Source organism: Sporosarcina sp. BI001-red, from assembly GCF_003384035.1.
Taxonomy (GTDB): Bacteria; Bacillota; Bacilli; order Bacillales_A; family Planococcaceae; genus Sporosarcina.
The window spans coordinates 317,243-341,301 of the sequence record NZ_QQAK01000012.1 but is presented as its reverse complement, the minus strand read 5'-3'; the positions used below and the strand labels follow the sequence as shown (position 1 = coordinate 341,301).

29 protein-coding genes and 1 pseudogene are annotated in these 24,059 nt (G+C 42.4%); 9 read left to right on the top strand and 21 right to left on the bottom strand.

Annotation, left to right across the window (positions count from 1 at the left end; all coding sequences use genetic code 11):
• Window positions 1–10: 10 nt before the first annotated feature.
• The 4 genes from DVB69_RS11155 to DVB69_RS11140 all read right to left on the bottom strand — a co-directional run bounded on the left by DVB69_RS11155 (window position 11) and on the right by DVB69_RS11140 (window position 1,425).
• Window positions 11–598: an SCO family protein gene (locus DVB69_RS11155; RefSeq protein WP_116019175.1), complete on the bottom strand. Its 588-nt coding sequence runs from the start codon at window positions 596–598 to the stop codon at window positions 11–13.
• A gap of 109 nt (window positions 599–707) precedes the next feature.
• Entirely contained in the window at window positions 708–848 is a 141-nt protein-coding gene (locus DVB69_RS11150; protein ID WP_370452963.1) for a YvrJ family protein, read from the bottom strand.
• 108 nt (window positions 849–956) lie between these two features.
• Window positions 957–1,178 (bottom strand): DUF2922 domain-containing protein, encoded by a 222-nt coding sequence (locus DVB69_RS11145; protein WP_116019174.1) that lies wholly within the window; start codon window positions 1,176–1,178, stop codon window positions 957–959.
• Window positions 1,179–1,203: 25 nt separating this feature from the next.
• On the bottom strand, window positions 1,204–1,425 hold the full coding sequence (locus DVB69_RS11140) for a DUF1659 domain-containing protein (RefSeq protein ID WP_116019173.1): 222 nt from the start codon (window positions 1,423–1,425) through the stop codon (window positions 1,204–1,206).
• Window positions 1,426–1,551: 126 nt separating this feature from the next.
• On the opposite strand from DVB69_RS11140, the gene DVB69_RS11135 reads away from it, so the two are divergent.
• Window positions 1,552–1,974, top strand: coding sequence for a DUF2621 domain-containing protein (locus tag DVB69_RS11135; protein ID WP_116019172.1), 423 nt, complete (start codon window positions 1,552–1,554; stop codon window positions 1,972–1,974).
• Between the two features lie 21 nt (window positions 1,975–1,995).
• Here DVB69_RS11135 and DVB69_RS11130 read toward each other — a convergent pair whose 3' ends face one another.
• The 7 genes from DVB69_RS11130 to DVB69_RS11100 form a co-directional block, all read right to left on the bottom strand.
• Entirely contained in the window at window positions 1,996–2,526 is a 531-nt protein-coding gene (locus DVB69_RS11130) for a CcdC family protein (protein ID WP_116019171.1), read from the bottom strand.
• Window positions 2,523–2,843, bottom strand: a complete 321-nt coding sequence (locus tag DVB69_RS11125; RefSeq protein ID WP_116019170.1) for a thioredoxin family protein — start codon at window positions 2,841–2,843, stop codon at window positions 2,523–2,525. The genes DVB69_RS11130 and DVB69_RS11125 overlap by 4 nt, the downstream gene beginning before the upstream one ends.
• 20 nt (window positions 2,844–2,863) lie before the next feature.
• On the bottom strand, window positions 2,864–3,574 hold the full coding sequence (locus DVB69_RS11120; protein WP_116019169.1) for a cytochrome c biogenesis CcdA family protein: 711 nt from the start codon (window positions 3,572–3,574) through the stop codon (window positions 2,864–2,866).
• A gap of 149 nt (window positions 3,575–3,723) precedes the next feature.
• Entirely contained in the window at window positions 3,724–5,502 is a 1,779-nt protein-coding gene (locus tag DVB69_RS11115) for an ABC transporter ATP-binding protein (protein ID WP_116019168.1), read from the bottom strand.
• Window positions 5,502–7,256, bottom strand: coding sequence for an ABC transporter ATP-binding protein (locus DVB69_RS11110; protein WP_116019167.1), 1,755 nt, complete (start codon window positions 7,254–7,256; stop codon window positions 5,502–5,504). The genes DVB69_RS11115 and DVB69_RS11110 overlap by 1 nt, the downstream gene beginning before the upstream one ends.
• Window positions 7,257–7,335: 79 nt before the next feature.
• Window positions 7,336–7,668, bottom strand: a complete 333-nt coding sequence (locus DVB69_RS11105) for a YolD-like family protein (RefSeq protein WP_116019166.1) — start codon at window positions 7,666–7,668, stop codon at window positions 7,336–7,338.
• Between the two features lie 31 nt (window positions 7,669–7,699).
• Window positions 7,700–8,950: a Y-family DNA polymerase gene (locus DVB69_RS11100; RefSeq protein WP_233505374.1), complete on the bottom strand. Its 1,251-nt coding sequence runs from the start codon at window positions 8,948–8,950 to the stop codon at window positions 7,700–7,702.
• A 240-nt stretch (window positions 8,951–9,190) separates the two neighbouring features.
• Here DVB69_RS11100 and efeO point away from each other — a divergent pair, with 240 nt between their 5' ends.
• The 8 genes from efeO (at window position 9,191) to DVB69_RS11060 (ending at window position 17,242) form a co-directional block, all read left to right on the top strand.
• Window positions 9,191–10,054: an iron uptake system protein EfeO gene (gene efeO, locus DVB69_RS11095; RefSeq protein ID WP_116019164.1), complete on the top strand. Its 864-nt coding sequence runs from the start codon at window positions 9,191–9,193 to the stop codon at window positions 10,052–10,054.
• A 7-nt stretch (window positions 10,055–10,061) separates the two neighbouring features.
• Window positions 10,062–11,330, top strand: a complete 1,269-nt coding sequence (efeB, locus tag DVB69_RS11090) for an iron uptake transporter deferrochelatase/peroxidase subunit (RefSeq protein ID WP_116019163.1) — start codon at window positions 10,062–10,064, stop codon at window positions 11,328–11,330.
• A complete protein-coding gene (locus DVB69_RS11085) occupies window positions 11,305–13,059 on the top strand; it encodes an FTR1 family iron permease (protein WP_233505373.1) in 1,755 nt (584 codons plus the stop codon). The genes efeB and DVB69_RS11085 overlap by 26 nt, the downstream gene beginning before the upstream one ends.
• A gap of 115 nt (window positions 13,060–13,174) precedes the next feature.
• Complete coding sequence (locus tag DVB69_RS11080; protein WP_116019161.1) at window positions 13,175–14,407, top strand: dicarboxylate/amino acid:cation symporter; 1,233 nt, start codon at window positions 13,175–13,177, stop codon at window positions 14,405–14,407.
• Between the two features lie 312 nt (window positions 14,408–14,719).
• On the top strand, window positions 14,720–15,049 hold the full coding sequence (locus DVB69_RS11075) for a LytTR family DNA-binding domain-containing protein (RefSeq protein WP_147300775.1): 330 nt from the start codon (window positions 14,720–14,722) through the stop codon (window positions 15,047–15,049).
• Window positions 15,050–15,059: 10 nt separating this feature from the next.
• A complete protein-coding gene (locus DVB69_RS11070; RefSeq protein WP_116019159.1) occupies window positions 15,060–15,479 on the top strand; it encodes a DUF3021 family protein in 420 nt (139 codons plus the stop codon).
• Window positions 15,472–16,410, top strand: coding sequence for an ABC transporter ATP-binding protein (locus DVB69_RS11065; protein ID WP_116019158.1), 939 nt, complete (start codon window positions 15,472–15,474; stop codon window positions 16,408–16,410). The genes DVB69_RS11070 and DVB69_RS11065 overlap by 8 nt, the downstream gene beginning before the upstream one ends.
• Window positions 16,391–17,242 carry an ABC transporter permease gene (locus DVB69_RS11060; RefSeq protein WP_233505383.1) on the top strand — a complete coding sequence of 284 codons (852 nt, stop codon included), beginning with the start codon at window positions 16,391–16,393 and terminating at the stop codon, window positions 17,240–17,242. Before DVB69_RS11065 ends, DVB69_RS11060 begins: the two co-directional genes overlap by 20 nt.
• Before the next feature lie 95 nt (window positions 17,243–17,337).
• On the opposite strand, the gene csaA is transcribed toward DVB69_RS11060, so the two are convergent.
• The 10 genes and pseudogenes from csaA to DVB69_RS11010 form a co-directional block, all read right to left on the bottom strand.
• A complete protein-coding gene (gene csaA, locus DVB69_RS11055) occupies window positions 17,338–17,667 on the bottom strand; it encodes a chaperone CsaA (protein WP_116019156.1) in 330 nt (109 codons plus the stop codon).
• Window positions 17,668–18,074: 407 nt separating this feature from the next.
• Window positions 18,075–18,257 (bottom strand): hypothetical protein, encoded by a 183-nt coding sequence (locus DVB69_RS11050; RefSeq protein WP_116019155.1) that lies wholly within the window; start codon window positions 18,255–18,257, stop codon window positions 18,075–18,077.
• 244 nt (window positions 18,258–18,501) lie between these two features.
• A complete protein-coding gene (locus DVB69_RS11045; protein ID WP_116019154.1) occupies window positions 18,502–19,722 on the bottom strand; it encodes an MFS transporter in 1,221 nt (406 codons plus the stop codon).
• A gap of 49 nt (window positions 19,723–19,771) precedes the next feature.
• The gene (locus DVB69_RS11040; RefSeq protein ID WP_116019153.1) at window positions 19,772–20,161 is read right to left on the bottom strand and encodes a DnaJ family domain-containing protein; all 390 of its coding nucleotides are present in this window, start codon (window positions 20,159–20,161) and stop codon (window positions 19,772–19,774) included.
• A gap of 339 nt (window positions 20,162–20,500) precedes the next feature.
• Complete coding sequence (locus DVB69_RS11035; protein ID WP_116019152.1) at window positions 20,501–20,950, bottom strand: NUDIX domain-containing protein; 450 nt, start codon at window positions 20,948–20,950, stop codon at window positions 20,501–20,503.
• 174 nt (window positions 20,951–21,124) lie between these two features.
• Window positions 21,125–21,793, bottom strand: a pseudogene (locus DVB69_RS11030) (HAD family hydrolase); the annotation flags it as partial.
• Between the two features lie 199 nt (window positions 21,794–21,992).
• Window positions 21,993–22,505: a DUF4825 domain-containing protein gene (locus DVB69_RS11025; RefSeq protein WP_116019150.1), complete on the bottom strand. Its 513-nt coding sequence runs from the start codon at window positions 22,503–22,505 to the stop codon at window positions 21,993–21,995.
• A 280-nt stretch (window positions 22,506–22,785) separates the two neighbouring features.
• Window positions 22,786–23,097, bottom strand: a complete 312-nt coding sequence (locus DVB69_RS11020; RefSeq protein WP_116019149.1) for a phosphatase — start codon at window positions 23,095–23,097, stop codon at window positions 22,786–22,788.
• A gap of 115 nt (window positions 23,098–23,212) precedes the next feature.
• Window positions 23,213–23,416: a hypothetical protein gene (locus tag DVB69_RS11015; protein ID WP_116019148.1), complete on the bottom strand. Its 204-nt coding sequence runs from the start codon at window positions 23,414–23,416 to the stop codon at window positions 23,213–23,215.
• A 121-nt stretch (window positions 23,417–23,537) separates the two neighbouring features.
• Window positions 23,538–23,804: a DUF4190 domain-containing protein gene (locus tag DVB69_RS11010; RefSeq protein WP_116019147.1), complete on the bottom strand. Its 267-nt coding sequence runs from the start codon at window positions 23,802–23,804 to the stop codon at window positions 23,538–23,540.
• Window positions 23,805–24,059: the final 255 nt, after the last annotated feature.

Sequence of the window (24,059 nt, the reverse complement as noted above, 5' to 3'; positions counted from 1 at the left end):
TCTGTACGATTTAGTCTTGTTTGCTTAGTGCTTTCATGTCTTTCACGATTGTATCGAACGGAACGTCGCCGTTACCAGAATATGATTTAACGACTTTTCCTTCTTTATCGACTAAACCAAAGCGGGATCCGTGAATCACTTGGTCTGAATTTGGATCGTCAATTACAGGCATTTTAAAGGACTTCACCGCAAGATCGCTTATGTCCTCCATCGTATAACCAGTGAGCATTTCCCATTTTGAGGAATCCTTAACATCGAAACGGCCTAAATATTCTTTGAGTTTTTCGGGTGTATCGACATCAGGATCTACACTGAAGGACACAATTTTGTAGTCTTCAATCCCTTTTTCTTCTAACTTCTCTTGGATTTCCGCCATATTGGTCATCATAGGCGGACAAACAGTCGTACATGTAGTGAATACAAACTGAGCTAGCCAGATATCACCTTTCAAATCATCCAATGAGACCTTTTCGTTGTTTTGGTTCGTGAATTCGAATGGCGCGATGCTGTAATGATGATCTGCTTTAAATCCACCGGAGCATGCACTCAATGCCAGTGCCATCATAATGACGCCAAAAACGATTGCCTTTTTCTTCATTGCACTTCCCCCAAACCTATTGTGTTTACCATATCATATTCTACAAACGAACGCCAAACAACCATGGATCTGCAGGTTGTTTGGCGTTTGTTTGTCGGTTATGTGAAGACTACTTCACTTTTAGTGTAATGAGCGCTCCGTGAATCGCTTCGAGCTTCACTTCCAGGCGGTGGAGCAGGTACAAGGATACAAAAACCGGAAAGCCCACCTCCTGGATGAACCCCATGGTTTGTTCCAACAATTGTTCCATCACATTCGCCTCCTTTAATTGGGTATGCCATGCAAGTCTTATTGCTTGGTTTTAAAAAAGCCGGCCCCTGTCAGTTGACTAGGGACCGGCCTACCTACTTTTATCGTATTACTTGTTGCTAATCAGATCATTCACCGATCGATCGATAATGCGAGCGCTCTTCACAGCGGTCAGGACGTCCCCATCCCTTTTGAACACACCGGATGCAATGATCTGCTCCATTGCGGTCTGAACTTCAGCGGGTGTGACCCCGGGACGCGGATCATCGACGGATAGGACAAAATCTTTTCCGTCTGACTTTGTAAATACGAGTTGAAGTGTGAGTGCCATTTGTGAATTCCTCCTTTTTTGTTAGTTAGTCTGTAATTTCAGATGTGACGATTTTTTCATAAGACATGACTGTCATAGAAGACAGTTGGCCAAGTGCAGAAAGTGCAATCTGCAAGTTTGCCGGTGTCGCATTTTGTTCGATGAAACGATAGCTTTGTGACTTGCGGATGAGACGTCCATCGGGTGTAGAGCCTGCGTTGTAGAAAATCTTACCGACTGCTGTTTGAAACTCGAGTGCTGCTGCCATGTGCGTTCCCCTCCTTTCACAGTCTAGATAGACGAAACTCGCAGAAAAGGATACAATGTTCGTGAAAGTTTTTAAGTTTACAGTTACAATTGAGAGCGTAGAGAGTCTTAAAGAGGTGAACGTATTATGCCAGGCTGGTTTATCTGGTTTATTGTATTTTGGTGTATTGTCTTAATCGGCTTGTTTGGGATTGGCGGATTTTTCATGTTCCGCAAATTCCTTAAAGTGTTCCCGAAGGAAGATGGGAAGTCGACATTGGACTGGGAAGAGTACTACGTGGACAACTCGCTTCATTTATGGAATTCCGAAGCGAAGGGGTTGTTGAACGAACTTGTCCAGCCGGTTCCTGAGTTATTCCGTCCGGTAGCAAAGCAGAAGATTGCAGGTCGTATCGGTCAGATTGCACTCGATGAGCATGCGAATTCGATTGAATTCGATCATATTATCCGTGGGTACATCGTGGCAACGCCGAAACGCGACCACAAATTCTTACGTAAGAAGCTCACGACTATGGATGTCGACATGACACCATATGAGCATCTTTTTTAACACAAAAAGAGAGAGACTTGGTCATTTGATGACCGTAAGTCTCTCTCTTTTTTTTAGGTTGTTGTATTTAATAAGCATACCAATGCGCCATGGAACGATCATCGCAAATGCGAGGATGAAGAACATCCCGGCAAGTTCTCCGACATCGATCGAGCTACTGAGGATCAGTTTGGCGATCAGGCGGAAGATGAGTAAGCCCGCCAAAATGAAGACAAACGCTTTCGATCGCTTGACGAACAATTGACCATTTTTCTTCTCGAAATTTGTTGTTGCAATCAAAATCGTTGAAAAGAGCAGCCCTACAGCCGCCGCTTCCATCACCTGACTCCACGGAACCTGGAATTGAGTAAACAAAAACATGAGCATCCCGGAAGACATGAACAACGGTGGCAGTATAATACGAATCGGTGAAATCGGGCGATCAGCCGCTTTGGAACGGACAAAGAACGCCAAAATCCCCATGAAGAAAAATGCAACTGTTGAACCGACGATTAAATAGACGGGCGGAATTTTATTGAAAACTGTATCAATCAGTTCTTGGAGTTGACTCATCCGTGCGCCTCCTTCAGCTCCTCCAACCGTTTGCGAAGTGGCTCCATCGGAACAAACCTCGCAAACCGAGTCGTTTCTTTTCCTTGCCTGAATAACAATACAGCAGGTGCTGTAAACAGAGAAAGCTGCCCTGCCATTTCTGGCACTTTCGCGACATTCACATAATAGAACGGAAATGAATACTGTTCAGTAAGCACTTCAACTTGTGGATACAGCCCATCACATACAGAACAATGATCGGTTTTCACGAATAATAGCATAGCTTCTTGCTGTGTTAAGAGTTCTTGCCATGCTTCAAAAGACATAACTTCGTTCATTGTTCAATCCTCCTTGATGGTTAAAAACCTTGGAAATCTCCAAAGATCGGACTGAGTAAGCTGATTAAGAACGTCATACCGTCAAAGAATAACACGATACCGAAGACAATCATAAAGGCTCCGCCTATCCGCATAATCGTCTGATTATGTGTACGGATCCATCCAAGACGAGTTACGAAGAATGACAGTACAAAAAATGGAATCGCGAATCCAAGGACGTAGGTCATCATATACAGCATACTCGAACCTGGATTTGAAGCGGCAAGTCCGATTATGGCACCAATAATGGGACCCATACATGGCTGCCAGCCTGCTGAAAATGCAAGTCCGATGAGTGCAGATCCTAAGTAGCCGGACGGTCGATTTTTAAACTGTAGTTTGCGTTCCGCCATTAAAAACTTTGGTGTGAAGATCCCAACAACCATTAGACCAAATAATACGATGAAGATGGCGCCAATTTGCCGAAGAAGATCCATATACTCGATAAAGAAACGACCGATAAATGAGGATCCGAATCCTAGGAAAATAAATACGATGGAAAATCCAAGAAGGAAAAATAGCGTATGTAACATTCCGTTCCGGCTCATACGTTTCTTATCTGAGCGCAAATCATCGATCGACATCCCAGTAATGTAGGAAATGAAAGCTGGATACAGCGGTAAGACACACGGCGATATGAAGCTTAAAAAGCCCGCGCCGAATGCTAGGAATACGTTCACATCTGTTGCCAAGGAACTTCCCCCTCTAGATTTTTTCTTTTTCCTATCCATCGTATCAGAACGCGTCCTCGAATACGTACATTTTGTCTGTGAACAGTTTATGACACATTTCCAACCCCGTATGTGCACGATGACACATACGGGGTTGGAAACAAGAAAATTTAAGCGGTCTGACCGTTCTGCAACTGATACATCTTATAATAGAGTCCCTTCATACTAAGGAGTTGCTGGTGGGTTCCACGTTCAGCAATCTCCCCCTTGTGCAACACTAAAATTAGTTCCGCATCTTGGATTGTACTGAGTCGGTGTGCAATGGCAATCGTCGTCCTCCCTTTCCGCATCTTTTGCAGGCTGGCTTGGATTGCGATTTCCGTTTCAGTATCTATATTGGCGGTCGCTTCATCGAGTACAAGGATTTTAGGGTCTACTGCCATCGTCCGTGCAAATGCAATGAGCTGTCGCTGTCCACTCGACAATGTGGCGCCGCGCTCCATCACTTTGTGCGCGTAGTCCCCCTCTAATTGTTCAATGAACTTATTCGCTTGTACGAATTCCGATGCTGCTCGAACCTCTTCGGATGTCATCGATTCGTTATGCAGTCGGATATTACTTTCAACATCCCCGTAAAACATGAATGGATCTTGAAGAACTAGGCCGACTTTGTCGCGTAATTCCTCCATTGGATAGGACTTCAGGGAACGTCCATCAATACTAATGGAACCGTGCTCGTACTCATAGAACCTCATAAGTAAGTTGATGATTGAACTTTTCCCGCTGCCGGTATGCCCAACCAGAGCGACAGTTTCACCTGCATTTGCGGTGAATGAAATATCTTTCAATACGTCCGTTTTGCCGTCATAACTAAATGTGACGCCGTCAAAGATGATGGTTCCTTCTGTAATCTTTGCATCCCTTTCCGCTTGTTGAACAGGTTCCATGTCCGGTTCGTCAATCAGTGTGAAAACGCGCGATGCTGAAACAAGCGCCTGCTGGAAAATGGACATCCGGTTCATCACTTGCTGTACGGGTTGGAACAGGCGGCTGAGTAATGTCGTAAATGCATAGATGACACCTACGTCGACTGCAGTGGAAAGCGATGTGAATCCGAAGTATGCAAGCGTACAAACAACGGCTGCAGCATATAACAAGTCAATGAACGGTCCGAGTAAGATGCTGTCGAACTTAATGTTCCGGACTCCGGCCCGATAGTGTCCATCGTTGATCGACTCGAATTCATCTGCGAGCCGCTTTTCTTGGCGGAACGCTTGAATCATGCCCATTCCTGAGAGGGATTCGGAGATTTTTCCGTTCAATTGACTAAGTCGTTCCCGGATATCTTGATAAAAGTCTGCGCTGTAATGACGATAGACCGATATTAGAATAAGGAATATGGGTAACAACACCATAGAATACAATGCCAGTCTCGCATCTAGTGAGAATAGCGCGATGTAAACTCCGATGATTCCGAAGATTGCTTGCAGGAATGTGACAACAACACTCACAAACATTTCTTTGATCGCTTCCGTATCGTTTGTCACCCGGGAAACGATTGCACCCGCTGGTGTTTTATCGAAATAGCGCATTCCAAGTCCTTGTACTTTAGTGAACGCATCGATTCGGATTTGTTGGATAATCTTAAGCGCAATTTTTTGAAAGCGGAGCGATTGGAAATAGGAAATCACAACAACTGTCACTTGAATGGCGACATAGGCAACCAGCAACCGGATGATACCCGCGCGCCCAAAATCCAACGTGACGAGATGGTTGTCGATGAATGATTGAATCAGAAGCGGACTCACGATGCTTCCTGTAATTGTGAGCGCCAGAAGCAAGAGCGCAATCGAAATCGATACGGTGTGAGGCTTCAAGTATTTTAGAAGTCGGACGAATACTTCCCACTGTCCACGTGCGGACAATTTTGTCTGTTTCACTTCTGCCATTACGCCTCACCCCCTTGTTCTACAGACGCTTCAAGTTGTTGCAAGTCGTACATTTCCTTATAGCTGCCGTTTTGTGCCATCAATTCTGAGTGGGTTCCAGATTCTGAGATTGTCCCCTCATCCATGACAATGATTTGGTGCGCGTGTTGAATAGCACTTAACCGATGTGATGTAATGATCGTTGTTTCCCCACTACGTGTTTCTTTCAAGGAACGAAGGATCGCTTCTTCCGTCTTCGCATCCACTGCTGAAAGAGAGTCATCTAAAATGAGTAGTTCAGGTTGCATGAGCAGCGCACGGGCAATCGATATTCGTTGTTTTTGCCCTCCGGATAACGACACACCGCGCTCTCCAACAATCGTGCGATACCCTTCTGAAAACCCTGCGATGTCATCATGGATATGCGCGAGTCGTGCAGCGTGATGAATCTCTTCTGACGGAGCCATCGGATTCGTAAAGGCAATGTTTTCCGCCAATGTTGTTGAAAAGAGGAAGTGATCTTGCGGGACATATCCGATCGATTCACGGAGCCGCTGTTGTTTGTATTGGTGGATGGAGTGACCGCCGTACGAAATGACACCGTCATAATCGTCAAACTCCCGTAGCAACAGTTTCAAGATAGCTGTTTTTCCGGATCCGGTTTTCCCTACGATTCCAAGTGTTTCTCCTTGACTTAACGTAAAGTGGACGTCTGAAAGTGCGGGTTTCGGATCCCCCGGGAACGTAAAGGTGTCAATATCGACTGCAAGATCCCCTTTTGGTCGTTCATCAATGGCACCTTCCACATCCACCACTTCAGGATCGACAGACAGCAATTCACGGATTCGTGTGTACGAAGCATTGCCTCGCTCTACGATATTAAATAGAAATCCGAACGCAAGCATCGGCCACGTCAACAATCCGAGATAGGTGCTGAACGCGACCATATCCCCGACGCTCATGTCACCGGCGATGATAAAACGGGCTCCGAAGATAAACGAAATAATAGAAGAAATCGCAAAGATTCCACCGATTGTGGGGTCAAATAAGGCATCTACACGGGCAACCCGCATGTTTTTTTCCACTACTTCATCCGATAGTTGCCTGAAGTCTTCGATGTCCTCTTTTTGCTGTCCAAACGTTTTAATAACTTTGACACCCGAGATACTCTCTTGAGTCTTATCGTTCATGCTAGAGAAGGACTCTTGAGCAGTTCGGAAATGACGTCGTAGCAATTTGCCGTAAAAACTCGTCAATACAATCATGATGGGAATCGGAATAAGCGCGATCAGCGTCAACTTCCAGTTAATCGTTAACGCCATCGTTAAGATGACAAAACCACCTGTTGAAATTGAATCGAACAAAGTCAGCACACCCATGCCTGCAGTTTGCTGAACTGCACTCACGTCATTGGTGGCATGCGCCATTAAATTCCCTACTCGACGTTTTTGATAAAAAGCGGGTGACATCTTTAAAAAATGATCGAATAATTGCTTTCGGATCGTCCGTGCGAGGACAATCGATGAACCGAAAATCATAACGCGCCAAAGATTGCGGAATCCATACATGGCAATCCCAGCGACTGCAAGGATAACGAGCCATTTCGTCAGCTGGTTCCCAGTTAACGTTCCTTTTGTAATGCCATCGACGATATAGCCGAGGATTTTTGGCGGCAGTAGCTGTAAAATTGAAACAAGTACAAGTGCTGCAACTCCAATTGTATATTGCTTTTTACGCTGTTTGAAAAACCAGCCGAGCTGAATGAGTACGTTCAATGAATTCCCCTGCCAATCTATATAGGACTCTGAACAGTTTAGCAGACTCTTACATAATCCGGAAAGTATTCGTTTCGAATTATCCGATTTTAGAAATAGTTTCAATATCGAGCAGAGAAAGAATGCGTGCTCCCCCATCGATTGTCACAATGCGCAACTGCCTTTTCTCTGGTTCTAGACAATGGATGTAAAAGTCATCGGTCACGCGTTTACCGGTTTGCCAATGTGTAATGGTGATAGCTTGGTGAGTCTCCATGGCAGTAGCGATGATGTAATTCCATTCCTCTAACTGCTGTTCGTCAGGTTCGCTTCGCGTCAGAACAGCGTCTTCTGCTTGCCATGCGCGTAAACGCTCAACGTGTTCCGGTAGCATCAGTGCGGTCCATTTAATCTTTCCACGATCTCGTAGCATCATACTCTCTCCTTTCGTCCGTCACATACCGTCATTTTACATGTCCGCCAATCAGGCCAGCTCGATGGCGCGCTGTCCCTGCATCGGTATACGAGACTGCACGTAAAACGGCAGCCGATCCATATTTACTACGGAGTTCATCGACCGTTTCACCAAGCTTGCGTGTCTTCCATTTCCGCTGGTCAAACAAGCTCAGTTGCATCGAGTGCTCTTCGACTAGATTGGATAGGCTCAACGATAGCTGGCGAACAGGGCGACCATCGTGAAACGTATCGAACAGTTCTGTGCATGTCTTGTAAATCTTCATCGTATCGTTTGTCTCTTCTGGAATCGACTTGGAACGGCTAAATCCTCCACCTAACGCATTCTTCGAGTAGCCAACAGATAAATGGATCGTCCGACCAGCACGCCTTGCAGTGCGAGCACGCATCGCGACGTCTTCACACATTTCAAGCACTACAGCAAGCACATCCTCACGACGACAATAATCCCTGAAAAGAATTTGCCCCTTGCCATAGCTGACTTGCCCCTCAATCAGTGGCGCCCCGAGATCAGACAAATCAATCCCGTGGGCATGATGGTAAAGCTGATTCCCCATAACACCGAACTTCTCTTCTAGCTGGACAAGTGAAGCGTGTGCGAGATCACCAACGGAGTAAATCCCCATTTCATTTAAAGTGTGTTCAGTCCTTCTCCCGATTCCCCACATTTCACTAAGTGGTGCGATGGGCCACAATTTCGTTGGCACATCCTCGTAGCCCCAGTAAGCAAACCCCGTTTTCTTCGCTTCCAAATCCAGGGCAAGTTTGGACAACAGCATGTTTGGCCCCATCCCACATGCGGATTGCAGTTGGAATTGGCGAAATAAATCATCCTGAATACGTGCCACGGTTTCTCTTACGGGTCCCCATAGTTTCTCCGTCCCATCCAAGTCAACAAAGCTTTCATCAATGCTATACACATGAATCGCTTCTTTTGGGACGTATTGGTTCAACAAATGAGTGATCTCCATTGAGACCTTTATATAAAATTCCATCTTGGGTTCAATCAGTCGTATGGAGGGATCATCTGGTATTTCAAAAAGGCGCATCCCGGTCTTAATACCAAACCGTTTTTTGAGTGGAGGCGATGCCGCCAGTACAACGCCCCCTTTTCGCTCTTTGTTTCCAATAATGGCGATTGGCGTTTCCATCACATCCAGTCCTTCCATGGCGGCTGCACAACTTGCATAAAAGCTGCGCATATCGATGCAAATAATTTTACGTTCAGGCAGCTGTTTCATAACGATTCCTCCTAAGAACATCTGTTCCCTTATTATATGACGAACAAACTCGTTATACAACAGCCATTCTCTTCCAATTGCAGTAAGACGTTGAGATTCCGCTCCCCAACTTGCCATAACTTATTTTTGTTTTATAGGAAAATGACATGAAATTGCCACCCCTTGATAGAAAAAACTATTGACTCAGAGTGGTGATAATGATTATCATTGAGAAAAAGACGGAAAGTAGGAAATAATCTTATGAAATCCCATGCCTTGCTCGCTTCACTACTCGCAACAGGTCTCGTCCTTTCAGGATGCGGCGCTGATAAAACCACTGATAAAGCAACAACTGAGAAAGAATCAACAGAAGCTGTAGCTCCAACTGATCTTCAACAAGAAACAGATGCATATAAACAATTCGCTTTGGAGCAAATGGACCAGTTCGTTATGGAAACCGATAAATTTGTCAGTGCTGTAAAAGAAGGCAGAATCGATGACGCAAAAGCAATCTATCCCCTCGCCCGCATGTACTTTGAACGTTCAGAGCCGATTGCAGAAAGTTTCGGAGACCTCGATCCTCGTATTGACGCACGTCTAGCAGACTTGGAAGACGAAGGTCAAGGTGAAGAAGAATGGTCTGGATACCATAAGATTGAATACGGTCTATGGGTCGATAATACAACTAAAGGATACGAAGACGTTGCGGATCAGTTGTTGAAAGACGCAAAAGAATTGCGTGCTCGTGTAGAAACGGTTGAAGTCGGTGCGGATTTAATGATCACAGGTGCTGTTGACCTGCTTAACGAAGTATCTACATCAAAAATTACGGGTGAAGAAGAAATCTTTTCTCACACCGATCTATATGATTTCAAAGCAAACGTTGAAGGCGCAGAAGAAATTTTCCATATTTTCGAGGCGGTCATCAAACAAAAAGATGCGCAACTTGCAACAGACTTGACGAATAAGTTCTCAACTCTAAATGGACTTCTTGCCAAGCATGAAGATGGAAAAGGCGGTTATATTTCCTACGAAGAGTTAACAAAAGAAGATACGAAGCAATTAGCAGATGCAGTTAATCAACTCGGTGAACCATTGAGCATGATGGGCATCGTAATGGAGTGAGAATCTAATGGCAGAAGAAAAGTTGTTTGAGAAGAAAATCTCCCGGCGCCAAATGTTGAAACTAACGGGCGCTGGAGCTGCTGGTGCAGCAATCGGTGCTTCTGGACTTGGTGGTCTTCTTAATGTGTTTGGGATGACGACGGAAGAGGATAATCCGTCATCCAAAAACAAAGTTAACTTTTATGGTGCGCATCAGTCCGGTATCATCACGCCTGTGCAAACTCACGTCTATTTTGCATCACTTGAAGTTCTTGTGAAATCCCAAGGAGAACTAAAAGAGCTGTTCCAGCAATGGACACCGATGGCGGTTCGCTTAATGAATGGCGAACCTATCGGTGAACTCTCTTCTAACGGCTTTATCCCAGCAAAAGATACAGGAGAAGCTGGCGGACTCGATGCATCTGGCCTGACATTGACGTTCGGCGTCGGTCCTTCTCTATTCGATAAAAACGAACTAGGACTTTCAGCGAAACGTCCTTCAGAACTCAAAGATCTCCCCCACTTCCCAAAAGATCAGCTCGATCCTGCTTACACGGGAGGCGACATATGCATTCAGGCATGTGCAGAAGATCCTCAAGTTGCGTTTCATGCAATACGCAACCTGATTCGCGCCGCTTCGGGGAAAGTACGCTTGAAATGGTCCCAAGCGGGGTTCAATTCATTCCCAGAAAAAAATAAAAAACGTGAAACACCGCGCAATTTGTTTGCCTTTAAAGATGGCACATCAGGACCGGATGCTGCGAGTAAACAGGCGATGAATGACGCCGTCTGGGTGCAATCGGGTGAATCACAAGGTTGGCTTACTGGTGGTAGTTATATGGCAGTCCGCCGAATTCAGATGCATTTGGAAACGTGGGACCGCACAGCGCTTAGTGAGCAGGAAGCGACATTCGGTCGTCACCGCGCAACTGGCGCTCCTATTGGATTGAAAGGCGAACACGATGAGATGCCTCTTGATCAAAAAGATGCATCGGGAGAACCTGTCATTCCTGTCGATTCTCATGTACGGTTAGCAAAAGAAGCGAAAGCACAAATTCATAGACGTTCTTTCTCCTACTCTTCAGGGACAATGGACGCAACCGGTGCATACGATGCCGGTTTGCTGTTCATCTCCTATCAAAAACATCCGGAGCAATTTATCGCCATCCAAAAAAGTTTCGGCCGTGCCGATAAGCTGAATGAGTACATCACACACCGTGGCAGTGCCTTGTTTGCCTGCTTCCCTGGTGTTCAGAAAGGAAGCTATATCGGTGAATCGTTATTCAAAATTTTGTAAGCAGGCACTGCTCATCGCAGTCCTGCTTTTGTCTCTTTTACCTGCGTCTCTTGTCCACGCGGAGTCACCTTCTTATAGTGACTTGTATATCGCAATTGGCGATGCCATTATGGCGTCCAAGCAAGACGATAAGCAGGCTGCAGAGACCGCGCTAGAAGAATTCAAGACTGCATGGGAGCAAGAAGACCACCCTGCAAAAGAAAGTAAGCAAGTCGAAAGTGCGCTGAAAGAAGCGGAGCAGGCAAAAGGATCTGCACAGCGTCTTGAATCGTTAACAGCACTGTCAAAAGCCTTACATACGCTGGAGAAAGTTGAAAATCCTGTAGATGAAAAAGCGCAACGTCTCGAGTTTAAAAAGGCAGTCACGCCGGATCTTGAGAAGTTAGGAGACACCATTCGCTCAGGAGATATGGAAGCGATTCGAGGTTCCGTTCAGAAGTTTCTAGCTACTTGGACACGTAACGAACGTCCAGTGCGTGAACAAAGTATCGCGGCTTACGGGACCATCGAAACCCAAATGGCGTTCTTGCGCATTGCACTTGCGGAAGATTCTCCAAGTCAGACCGATCTAGAACAGACGTATACAGCGCTAGAACAGGCGATTACATCATTTGCAGCGGGTGAAACCACTCAAGGTTCAGCACCTGTTACGAGCGACTCGCTAGACACGCTCACTTCCCTATTAGCTGACAGTCGTACAGCACTTGCAAAAGACGACGCAGACACAGCGGTAGCGAAACTTCGTGAATTCATCACGAGTTGGCCGAATGTTGAAGGTCAAATCCGTACGAAAAATGCAGCACTTTATACAAAAATTGAAAGTCAAGTACCGTTGCTAGCAGGAAAACTTACAAGCGAAAAAGCAGATATTAAAAAAATATCAGGTGACATTGCCAGTCTGCAGCAGCAAATCGAACTCGTTAAAGAAAGTACATCGTATACATTTTGGGATTCCGCGCTCATTTTACTGCGTGAAGGATTAGAAGCTTTGCTCATTATTATCGGGTTGGTGGCGTTTCTCAAGAAAGCCGGACAACCTCAACTTGCTAAATGGATCTATACAGGTTCAGCAGTAGGAATTGTCGCAAGTATCGTTGCAGCAGTGCTAATGACAACCATTCTTAACTCGGTGACGATCGGAAGCAGCCGTGAAATCATGGAAGGTGCTATCGGTCTCGCAGCTGCTGCCATGATGATTGGAATGGGAGCATGGCTCCACCGCAAATCATCTGTAACTGCATGGAATGACTACATTGCGCGTCAAATGGGGACAGCTGTTTCCAGTAAAAGTGCTTGGGCGATTGGATTGCTTAGTTTCTTAACGGTGTTCCGTGAAGGTGCAGAAACCGTCGTGTTCTATGTAGGAATCGCGCCGAACATGAAATTGTCCGAATTTCTACTCGGCATCGCTGTAGCATTAATCATATTGGTCGCTGTTGCTGTCGTGTTATTAAAAGCCGGAAGTCGTATTCCAATTCATCGATTGTTTGCGGTAGCGACAGTTTTCATCTATGTCCTTGCGTTTAAAATTATTGGTGTAAGTATTCACACGCTCCAATTGACGGATATCTTCCCTACTTCTATTGTGAACGGTCTTCCTGTCGTAGCTGCAATCGGATTCTATCCGACATGGGAAACCATTGCAGGACAGCTGGTATTAGTAGTAACAGTAGTTACTATGTTTGCAATCAAAAAATGGATGCCTGCGCGAAATACCGTTTCCTCTTAAGGAAGCGGTATTTTCAATTCTCGACAAAATCCGAGCATAGAAATTGACCGTAACTTTCAAATTAAGGTACACTTCGCTAAATAAGAAATCAATACATACGAATAGGAGAGAACCGATGTTATCGAAAATATGGCGTGGCTATCGTGATAGCTCATTTGTACTTAAAATGTCCATCGGATTTATTGCAGGAATTGCAAGCGGTCTAGTTTTTGGACAGAAGATGGCCTTTTTCCAGCCACTTGGTACATTACTCATCAATCTACTTAGTCTCGTTGCCATTCCAGTGATTTTTTTAACTGTTGTACTTGCTGTCGATCAAATGAGCATGAAACAGCTGGGTCGAATGGGATGGAAACTTATTCTCTATTATATGGCTACAACAGCGGCTGCAGTGGGAATAGGAGTCGGACTCGCCCTTTTGTTCCAACCGGGTCAGTATTTAACACTTCCTAATATAAAAGTGGATACACCGGCGGCACCGAACTTCTCAGATGTCTTATTGCAAATGGTTCCATCTAATATGTTTGAAGCCTTTTCGGGCGGTAATGTAATCGGAATTATTTTCTTGGCTGTCATTATTGGTCTCGCCATTTCAGCAATGAAGTTTTCAACGGACAAAGAGATGCAAAAGCACGGTCAACTGTTAGACAGAATTATCATTGCGCTTAAAGAAATGTTTTCGAAACTACTCACTGGTGTATTGCTTTACGCACCGATCGGCGTGTTTGCAATCAGTGCAACTGCATTCGGCAGTCAAGGATGGGAAACGTTCAAGTCTCTGCTCACATTCACGGGAGTCTTTTACCTAGGCGTTATTCTGTTATGGATATTCGTTTATACAGCATTCATTCGCTTGTCAGGAAATTCCGTTATAAACTTCTTCAAATCAACGAAAGAAGCCTACACGACTGCTTTCTTTACATCCAGCAGTATCGCATCCTTGCCGATTGCCATCAAAGCAGCGCAAAAAGCAGGTGTCTCTGAACGGACGGCAAACTTCGCCCTTCCTCTAGGTGCCGTGTTCAACTCAGATGGCGGCGCACTCCGCATGGGTGTGTCGATTGTATTCGCAGCAAACATTACAAATCTCAATCTTTCTATATCTAGCTTCTTCCTCATCGTTATTGTGGGTACGTTGCTCTCAATCGGAACTGCAGGTGTTCCTGCTGCGGGTCTGGTGACGCTAGCAGCTGTATTGACGATGTTCGACCTGCCACTTGAAATCGTCGCCCTGATCGCAGGCGTAGACGCGATCATCGGTATGGGTGGAACTGCTTCGAACGTTGTCGGTGACATCGTAGGTGCAGTCGTGGTGGATAGTTCAGAAAAGAAACGCGCGACGACTTAAAAAGCCGTACGTTTTAAAAAGATTCCAGAATATAAAAAGACCGCTAATTCAATTTGAATTAGCGGTCTTTTTTGGTTTAACTGGTTTACTCTAACGCTCAGATGCAAGTTACACCGCGATACATGCAACACACCGAAATTGTATTGTTCTCCATCTGATGAAATGGTACGATTCATCAAAGATTAGAACTTCGAGGTGAGTCCAATTCGACTAAAAATAAATGAATCCGAAGATTTTACAGACATTGAAATTATCATTAATTGCCCTGAAGTAGATGACAGTTTGTCTCCTTTGATTCAGCAGATTAATCAAATGATGTTTTCCATTCAAGGGAAAAAGGATGGCATTACATATCCATTGGTATCAGATCATCTGTTGTACATTGAATCCGTGAATGACACTGTGTTCCTCTATACCGATGAGGCTGTCTATGAAAGCGACAAGAAACTATATGAGTTCGAAGAGCAGCTGAAAGATACGAGGTTTATGAGAATTAGCAAAAATTTCATTGTGAATACGTCCAAGATTGAGAGTGTAAAAGCTCTGATAAACGGTCGATTCGAAGCATATTTATCGAACGGTGAAAAAGTCATTGTGAATCGGCATTATGTAAAATCATTTCGAAAACATTTTTTAGGATGAGGTGACATGTATGAATCGCTCAATTATCTATATAGGTGCAGCTTGTTTCGCCTTCACTTTCAGCTCTATCTTCTATTATCTGTTTAGGGTGCTCAGCATCTTTCCGCCACTTACAGAGAAAATTACGATCTATTTGTTTATCATATCCTGCCTTATTACCTTGCTAATAGTTCTTTCTCATAAACTGCCTGTTGACCAGCCGCTACTCGTTCATTTAATTGAACTGATCTGTGTACTTGTAGTTCTGATCCTTGCAGGTGCATTTTTTGATGTGTACCCTTTCCGTCCTTTTTATATTAGAATGGTTGCTCTATGTGGGATATGTGCATATACATTTGTCATCCTGATGGTTTATTTGAATAACAAGACGGCTGAAAAAGCAATCAATCAAGCGATTGCCGAGCAGAGACGGAGAGGATCGAATGTCTAAAATTATTGAGGTGCATCACTTATATAAGTCATTCGGTGCTGTGGAGGCTGTGAAAGATGTCAGCTTTTATGTGGAGGAAGGAAGCCTGTTTTCATTTCTCGGTACAAACGGAGCCGGAAAGTCTATAACCATCTCCATTCTGCTGACTCTTTTAAAACAAGATGCAGGAGAGGTGAAGGTAAACGGCTTAACCGTTGGAAAAGAAGACGAAGCAATACGTAAAGAAATAGGTGTTGTATTTCAACAAAGTATATTGGATCCTTTGCTGACGGTTAAGGAGAATTTAGATTACCGCGCACGGCTGTATAAGATGACGAAGGAAGAAAGGCCTGCCGCAATTGAGCGCGTCGCTGCGACTGTTGATATATCTTCCATCATGAATCGGCGTTATGGTAAATTATCTGGAGGACAGAAGCGAAGAGTGGATATTGCCAGAGCCTTGCTACATCAACCTAAAATCTTGCTGTTGGATGAACCTACGACAGGTCTTGATCCCCAAAACCGGAAACAGATTTGGAATACCATTCTGCAATTGCAGCGTGAGAACAATATGACGGTCTTTCTAACGACACACTATATTGAAGAAGCGGCCAATTCAAATTATGTGGTGGTCATGAAAGCAGGAGAAATTATCGCCAAGGGGACACCACATCATTTGAAGTCCCAATATTCTGCCGATCGGTTAATGATCCTAGCAAAGGATTCGGCACGATTACGACGTCAATTGCGAACAGATGAGGTAGTCTTCACCGAAGAACACTCCACCTTCCTGATCCACCTCGAGAAAACAACCGATGCCATTGTATTATTGGCGAATTACGAAGAACTGATCGATTCATTTGAAGTACAAAAATCCAGTCTGGATGATGTGTTCATCCAAATCCATAACAGAAAGGAGGACTTGCATCGTGATGACTGTTACGAAGCGTAATATACTTCTCTATTTCCGCGATAAGAGTGCCCTATTCTTTTCTTTGCTTGCTGTCATCATCCTGGTTCTCCTGTACGGAACATTTCTAGGGAACTTAATCTCAGACAGCCTTCCTGACTTCCCTGCTAAAAAGTGGCTTCTCTTGTCATGGATCTTTGCTGGAATTTTAGCGGTAACTTCAGTCACGACGACACTGGGTGCGTTTGGGACATTGGTAGAAGATCGTTCGACTGAGGCTAATCTGGACTTTTATGCTTCACCAATTAAAAGATCAGCCCTTTTTGGTGGCTATGTCATGAGCTCGATCTTCGTCGGTTTCATCATGTGTCTACTCGTCCTTCTGGCTGCAAATGCAATTTTCTTTTTCTCAGGTGACGAAATGCTAACCGTTCTCCAAGTGCTTAAAGCGATCGGGGTGATCAGTTTATCCGTGATCTCCAGCAGTTCAATGATTTTACTGCTCGTTTCCTTTTTCAAAACCGTAAAAGCTTTTGCTGCTGCGAGTACCGTCATAGGAACACTGCTTGGTTTTCTAGCAGGTATTTATATTCCTATTGGAAATCTACCGGCATACTTGCAAACCGTAATTAAATTATTCCCCACCTCGCATTCTGCCGCGTTATTGCGCCAAATCCTGATGGAACAGCCAATGCAAGAAACATTTGCACAGGCACCAGCGTCAGCCAAACAGGAATTCTTGCTGGATATGGGAGTATTCTATGAAATAAACGGAGATTTCACTTCACCCCTGTTTAGCGTTCTCTATTTAGTAGGCGTGGCAATATTATTCTCGATCTTGGCCGCTGCCTTTATGAATCGGAAAAGGTCTTAACGGGACACTGCCGATTCGTAGCCCATCAGCGCTGCAAACAGGCTGATTATAGGAGTAGTGCTTCTACAACATCTGCGCCCTGATTGTGAGATGCTTTAGGCAATAGGTGTACCATTCTTAACAGGTTGCTCTGGTTTCAGAAGTACCACGTCATCTTCTCCGGGTACACCGCCAATTACCAACACTTCAGATTTAAAACCGGCTATCCGTCTGGGAGGGAAGTTTACTACCGCAACGACTTGACTCCCAACGAGTTGTTCCGGCTCGTATCTTCGTGTAATTTGGGCTGAAGAACGTTTAATCCCCATTTCACCAAAATCAATTTCTAATTTTATTGCGGGTTTCCGTGCCTCTGGAAATGCCTCTGCCTTAATCACAGTGCCCACACGAATATCACATTTTAAAAAATCCTCAATGTTTATCACAAATAGCACCTCGTTTTTATATTATCTTGATTTTGCAATGCGCTTTCATTTAACCGGATCACTGAATCGACCCAACTCCTATCTACCAGAACCGTGCCAGTTTCTATTTATTCTTTACCAATATCAAAGTCTTGAATTGTCTTATCATTCAGTTGTTATGCTACAAAATGGTCCGAATGTAGATTTGATAGTTCATTTTCCCTCACTTCGTTTTCTCTGAATGAAAATTGTAGGGACGAGTATCCCCAGAGATATTAAAGCTAATAGTTGAAACTCTACGTTCCTATACAGAGTTATCAGCCAATCGTAGATGAACATGACATTAGCACCTCCCACACATTTCCATAAACTAACCTGGCCCATTTGCAACGCCAGCCATTATTAAATAAATTCGCTCGTTAATGAAATTAAAATGGTAGGCTTTGAAAAAGCGAAATAGTTAAAACTAATGCCGATACAGATCCTGCAAACAATAACGTTATCAATTTCCGTGAATTTATCTCTTTTGAAGGTTTCACAGACTCTCGAGAAACCGCAATCCATATCACAGCAGAAACTATTGCAACTATAGCAATAACACCATTAGACATAGTTAATACCCCCTTTTATTTATATTTTGTTTGACCCTAAATAGGGATGCATTCTGTTCCGTTCCGTTAACAGGCGGCCGTCAGTTGAAGTAAGCATAGTTATCAACCTATTGAGAAACCACGGCCTGTTTAATCGTATCTATTACCACATTTGGATTCTCTAAATGTATAGAGTGATTACTATTCGTCTTAATCTGGATGGTTTTATTGGACCAGAAATTAATGTAATAACTTTAATAATAGGTTAGTGGCTTTCTTCTAAGTAGAATGTCTTTTTATTATCTTTCAGAACGAACCATATATATATAACAGATGTAATAAGCATTAGGATAGCTAGTGTAGCTATGACAACCCGTAAAGATAAAATGTCCCCTAATAAGCCTATACCTAATATAAATAAAACCTGCACTATACTTTGTATGAGCTGATAGATACTTGTTACTCTTCCCATGACTTCAACGGGAACATTATTTTGATAAAAAGTCATGATACCAGCGTTTAAAAAGACGTTAAAGAATCCTAGAATTAAGAAACCAATCACAATTGATAGAAATGACCAAGAAAATGCATAAATGATATATCCCGTAGTCGTCATGAGTAATCCAATTGAAATCATATACCTTAAAGAAAATTTAGAGGAAAAGATTGTTAGCAAAATGGCACTAAACAAAGAGCCGATCCCAGTAATACTAACAAGCAAGCTGTAATCAATTTCAGTAAGACCAATGATTCTTTGCGTAAAAACAACTTCTTGGGTATCCATAGCAAAAGAAAAAATCATAATCAGCGTAAATCCAAAATAAATCACAGATACATACCGATTCGCAATGACGAAGTCCTTCACAACAGTGAAGTCACTCCTTATTTGCGAAATCGTCAATGCAGGGATATTCTTCTTATCAATCGACTCTTTTTCTGGGAGTACTCGCAACAAAAGTGCTGCTGCAACAAATAGTGCAGCATTGATCCATAATGTGATTTCATAAGAGTATAGATAGAGCAAGGTACCTCCTATTGCCGGCCCAATGATGAAAGCCCCAGAACTTGCAAAAGCACGTATGGAGTTAAAACGCTTTCTTTTTTCAATAGGAATCATAATGGTTACGTAGGTGGTAGACGCTGGATGAAAGAAAGAATTTGACACACTTAGTACAATTAATATTCCATAGATCATGATCATATTGGGCGCAAAAGGGATGAGACTTATAAATAAAGCGCGGATCACATAGGTACTCATCATCACTTTCCTCTTACTGCGATAATCTATAAAACTACCCGTCCAAAATTTAGTAACAATATTCGTAAGTGGACTAATTATCCAAAGTCCCGCGACAGCTGCAGCGGAGCCAGTCAGTTGAAATACAATGATATTAATGGCGATTAGATAAATAAAATCACCGATATTAGAGATTGCGATTGAAGATAATAATATGCCCGGATCCTTCCATTCCTTTAATTTACTCACCGTAACACGACTCCTTTATCCAGAAACCCGTTCGCTTTTACAAATCAATTTAATTTCTCTTGTTCAGTACGTTTTGAATTGTATCCATAGAAACGGGCCCCTTTTGCATAGGAGGAGGACATAACCGATTATATTTAAAGACTTTTAAATTGATTTCCTTCAAACGCTCTTCGATATTAACCGTGATCTGAGCCTCATGAAAATCGGCAAGTTGCAGAACATCCTTCCGAATTTCGTGTTGCAAATTCAGCCAGTGTGGCTTGTAGCCTGCATCTTTAGCAATTCGCTGAAAGTGTTGAAATGTATCTCCGGAAAAATAATCAGCGTTCAACGGTTTACCTTTCCCCGGTAGATTGTCCATTCCCCCTTCTTCCGCATGCTTTTTAATAATATCCCCCATTAAATCTCGATAAGGCTCTTGAAAATCATTCTCCTTCATCCGTTTCACAGTCCTTCCCTAAGCTTTTATAGGTTCAACTAAGTTATCTACTCATTCGCTGACGTACTTTTTCGCTTGCAATAAATGCATATTTCAAACAGATAATGGCCAGTTGGCGGCATCAAGACGCTATTACGAATTAGCCGATTTTGTATAACAAGTATAGCATCCATATTTCTGAATAGTATATTTATTCTCGTTGATTAACCAGAAGGTATGAAGTGGTAAAGGTAATGTCACTCACTGGTACAAACTATGTCACTTGGTGGTAAAAAACATGTCACGAGTGGTACGTTTCATTAGTTGTAATCACTGATATATGAGTTCTCAAGCAATCCTTTACTCCATGTAGTCAAAAATTTTCAAGTCTACTTCGTCTACATAACTCAACGGTTCGTTTAAGTCCCACAGTCTAATTTCAGAGGTCTCACAATTGTTTTGAAAAGGCATAAGTTTCTCCAAGGTAGAAAAATATACGGGATTAAACTTAATTTCGCCATTTAGCAAGTTTTTCACTTTGAGCAAGCCTTTAAATTTTAATTCCTCTACAAGTTGCCCCGTTTCTTCGTATAGTTCCCTTGCTGCACACTCTTTTGGTGTTTCATCATCTTCCCTATGCCCAGCGGGTAATTCCCATTGCTTTCTCCGCGTGTTATAGCATAAAAGATACTGAACCTCACACTTTATCACAGCATAAGAACCGGCCAATCTTTGATAGTGGTAAATCTCGGATTCATTCACAAAAAGAAAGTCTAGAAATTTTAAATTATTCTTATTAGTGACTTCCATATAGCAACCTCCTCGACGTTAGTAAGGAAGATTCTAAAAATCCCTGAATGATAAAACTCTAGTTCTGAATTTATCCATTATACATAGGAATTAGTTATATCTACCAGTAATTCAACGAGTTTATTATCGGACATCACACTTTTACTATCTCGAGTTTAGAGTGACAACATATAGTTAAATAGTTTGTAGGATTGATTTTAGCTCACCTAAATCATCGATTACCAAATCGGCCATGGCCAGTTCATCTTCTTTTGCAAAATCAAAGTTACACCCAATTGCTCTTAGTCCGTTATCTCTAGCTGCATGAATATCAGATAAGCGATCTCCTACTACCGCGGCTGTCTGAATATCATATTTTGTTAGAATTGTTTTAACTAAATCGCCTTTATCCAACGTTTCTATTTGTTGAATACTAAAAGTTTCCGTGACCCAAATCTCCAATTTGTAATAACTCACAATTGCATTTAAATATTCAGTTAGACCATTACTCGCTATGTAAATTGAACAATTATTCTCTTTTAGAAAATCAAAAATCTCTATCACATTAGGATATAGAGCACCGTTTCCGCTTCTAATGTTTTCAATTAATCGTTCTAGAAAATAAGAATCTGTTTGTTCTCTCTCTGCGATAGAATGATCAGGCAACAAAGCTTCCCATACTTTTGGTAGAGGTACCCCCATAATTTCGCGATAAGTATCGATAGGGGTTATAGAATCCCATCTATTTTGATGTCGTAGGTGATTAAACGTATCCTCAAGTGACAATTCTAAAATTTTGTCCGTTTGAAATAGAGTCCCATCCATATCAAAAATTAATGCTTGTAGCATTGAGTTCTCTCCTTTTAGACAGCGCTGAATTACTTTCACTGTATGACAAGTCAACTGCTTAACTTTTATCAATTCCTCGTATGTGTACTCCTATTCTTCTAAACCTAACCATTTTTGGTCTCTTCCTCGTGCTTGAACATAACAAAAGACATGATTCACAAATGGTTATCTATTCGCTCAAATCAATCTGTAGAGTATAGTTCTGTACTCCTGCTCATTCCGTGACTAACTGATTTACCATCTCTTCATCATTCACATACTTTTGGAGTAAAGACTTTACCTCATCTTCACTTTGCACTTCTCGCAGATCCTTCCCATACCAGTTTTCCAGATCTACTCTCGTGATCGTATGCTCCTGTTCCGCAAATTTAAAAGTGATCAATTCTGCATTCCTAATTAAGGTATATAAGAATGTAGCGTTATAAATCGCAGTGTTTTTAGTTTCCTGTTCTGTTGTTGTTTCATTGCCGTAATTTAAAATCATGCCATATGGTTCTTCAGCCGTTTTCAGTTCAAATCTTTGAAAGTGATCTGCACTCTTCAACTGGCTTACGATGTTCAACACTGCACTGGCATCTCCAACATATGCATCTTTAAATTCAAATAAGTCCCCGACATATGCGTCTTGAATGTCAAGTGAATCTCCGTTCCCGCTATTTACCGCACAACCACTCGATATTAGAAGTGCCAGCGTCAAAAAAGACGAAAGTTTAAGCAATTGTTTCACTGGTCTGCGCTCCTTTAAAAAAATTCTATGCGATTTTCCTTGTTTCACTGTACAAGGACTCCAATTGTTAGTGTTTCACCAAACTGTTACGGTAAATTCTCACGCTTTTAAAGCCGAGTTTATAACATGATTTTTCTTACCAATTCGCGTGCTACTCGATGCAAGAGAAGCCTTTCAGAGCGTTACTTCGTCATTCAACTTCTCCATATAATTCTTTAATTTCAGGAAACCTAAAACTGCATAACTTTTACCGGAATTGTGTGACCACTTTTCATTTGAGTTAGGAACATTTCGCACCTGCACCTGTCCTCGATTGCATCTCATTATCTTTAAAGTTCTCTATTTCCTTAACGATTAGTATAATGGCTGTTATGACCAACAACAGAGAGATAATTAATGGCAAAGTCCCTACTTTAAGTAGTGCAGTTCCAAAGATCCCATAATTACTGTTCCACCCTGGCCCACCGACACTTCCAAGAGTTAGGGAATAGATTGATGCTGATATTATGGCAGAGCCAAAAATAATGGCACTCGACAGAAGTAAAACAAGCCCTATATTTGTATTTTTCCTTTCAATCCCCTCATCATGCATTTTGTATTTCGCCATTTTACTGAAAGGGGCGCAAAACCTTGTTTAAGAATTGCCACTGATTCTGAGAAGTTTCAAAAATTATTCAACCGTTTTTGAAGTAAGAGAATTACTTAGATTAATTACTAGTATCGCAAGAAAAAGAATAAGTTAAATTTAAAAAACTACTTTGTAGATCGGGTATTCCACCTATTTCAGGGCATCCATCATTAGCAAGTCCAATTTCTTTATTATTAAAATAGGATTGAGTACTAATCAGGAATACTGTCATTACAAAAATCAAAGTACCTAGCATTACGAACATTTTAGTTTTCTTCGTCATAATAAAATTCACCCTATCTACTTTGTTTTTTCACGAATTCGACCCTATTGTTGTGCAGTCATTACGTATAAACAGCCCCGGTTATAGCACATTTTATGAAATTGTTTCTAAGTTGACTGACTTAACCAACAGTAGTTAAAGAATTGAAAGCTATAAGTCCCAATACACCAAATAATTGAATGACGATTCCTACCACACTACAAATTAAACCTGAGGTCGCTAAACCTTTACCATTCTCACTTGTTTTAACAATATCCTTTGAAGCACTTCTTGAGAATACAAGTCCCAAAACACCAAGAACTAAACCAATCAGTGGTACGACGATTGAAAGGATACCAAGAGTTAGTGAAATAATGGATTTACTATTAGTCTCATTTTTTTCATTCATTTTTCATCCTCCCAACTTAAACACTGAAATCCTTTTTAAACCATCAAATTCGAGTGCTTAATAAACCTCATATATTTCTAAGTCCTTTAGATAAGCGATTCTAACTTCTTCTGTTTCCTCTTATAAAAATACCGCCAAATAAAAAAGACTGTCCAAGAAAGTAATGGAAGGAGAGCATTTATATAGCTATTTGGAGTTTCAGAAAGTAGAATAACAGCTATTTCCCCTAGCGCTGTTGGAATCATAATGGCTAAC

What these genes read in the sequence shown, in the direction of transcription:
- DVB69_RS11155 (WP_116019175.1), bottom strand. Translation starts at nt 598, where the DNA reads ATGAAGAAAAAGGCAATCGTTTTTGGCGTCATTATGATGGCACTGGCA.
- DVB69_RS11150 (WP_370452963.1), bottom strand. Translation starts at nt 848, where the DNA reads ATGGAACAATTGTTGGAACAAACCATGGGGTTCATCCAGGAGGTGGGC.
- DVB69_RS11145 (WP_116019174.1), bottom strand. Translation starts at nt 1,178, where the DNA reads ATGGCACTCACACTTCAACTCGTATTTACAAAGTCAGACGGAAAAGAT.
- DVB69_RS11140 (WP_116019173.1), bottom strand. Translation starts at nt 1,425, where the DNA reads ATGGCAGCAGCACTCGAGTTTCAAACAGCAGTCGGTAAGATTTTCTAC.
- DVB69_RS11135 (WP_116019172.1), top strand. Translation starts at nt 1,552, where the DNA reads ATGCCAGGCTGGTTTATCTGGTTTATTGTATTTTGGTGTATTGTCTTA.
- DVB69_RS11130 (WP_116019171.1), bottom strand. Translation starts at nt 2,526, where the DNA reads ATGAGTCAACTCCAAGAACTGATTGATACAGTTTTCAATAAAATTCCG.
- DVB69_RS11125 (WP_116019170.1), bottom strand. Translation starts at nt 2,843, where the DNA reads ATGAACGAAGTTATGTCTTTTGAAGCATGGCAAGAACTCTTAACACAG.
- DVB69_RS11115 (WP_116019168.1), bottom strand. Translation starts at nt 5,502, where the DNA reads ATGGCAGAAGTGAAACAGACAAAATTGTCCGCACGTGGACAGTGGGAA.
- DVB69_RS11105 (WP_116019166.1), bottom strand. Translation starts at nt 7,668, where the DNA reads ATGCTACGAGATCGTGGAAAGATTAAATGGACCGCACTGATGCTACCG.
- DVB69_RS11100 (WP_233505374.1), bottom strand. Translation starts at nt 8,950, where the DNA reads ATGAAACAGCTGCCTGAACGTAAAATTATTTGCATCGATATGCGCAGC.
- efeO (WP_116019164.1), top strand. Translation starts at nt 9,191, where the DNA reads ATGAAATCCCATGCCTTGCTCGCTTCACTACTCGCAACAGGTCTCGTC.
- efeB (WP_116019163.1), top strand. Translation starts at nt 10,062, where the DNA reads ATGGCAGAAGAAAAGTTGTTTGAGAAGAAAATCTCCCGGCGCCAAATG.
- DVB69_RS11080 (WP_116019161.1), top strand. Translation starts at nt 13,175, where the DNA reads ATGTTATCGAAAATATGGCGTGGCTATCGTGATAGCTCATTTGTACTT.
- DVB69_RS11075 (WP_147300775.1), top strand. Translation starts at nt 14,720, where the DNA reads ATGATGTTTTCCATTCAAGGGAAAAAGGATGGCATTACATATCCATTG.
- DVB69_RS11070 (WP_116019159.1), top strand. Translation starts at nt 15,060, where the DNA reads ATGAATCGCTCAATTATCTATATAGGTGCAGCTTGTTTCGCCTTCACT.
- DVB69_RS11065 (WP_116019158.1), top strand. Translation starts at nt 15,472, where the DNA reads ATGTCTAAAATTATTGAGGTGCATCACTTATATAAGTCATTCGGTGCT.
- DVB69_RS11060 (WP_233505383.1), top strand. Translation starts at nt 16,391, where the DNA reads ATGACTGTTACGAAGCGTAATATACTTCTCTATTTCCGCGATAAGAGT.
- DVB69_RS11050 (WP_116019155.1), bottom strand. Translation starts at nt 18,257, where the DNA reads ATGTCTAATGGTGTTATTGCTATAGTTGCAATAGTTTCTGCTGTGATA.
- DVB69_RS11040 (WP_116019153.1), bottom strand. Translation starts at nt 20,161, where the DNA reads ATGAAGGAGAATGATTTTCAAGAGCCTTATCGAGATTTAATGGGGGAT.
- DVB69_RS11035 (WP_116019152.1), bottom strand. Translation starts at nt 20,950, where the DNA reads ATGGAAGTCACTAATAAGAATAATTTAAAATTTCTAGACTTTCTTTTT.
- DVB69_RS11020 (WP_116019149.1), bottom strand. Translation starts at nt 23,097, where the DNA reads ATGCATGATGAGGGGATTGAAAGGAAAAATACAAATATAGGGCTTGTT.
- DVB69_RS11015 (WP_116019148.1), bottom strand. Translation starts at nt 23,416, where the DNA reads ATGACGAAGAAAACTAAAATGTTCGTAATGCTAGGTACTTTGATTTTT.
- DVB69_RS11010 (WP_116019147.1), bottom strand. Translation starts at nt 23,804, where the DNA reads ATGAATGAAAAAAATGAGACTAATAGTAAATCCATTATTTCACTAACT.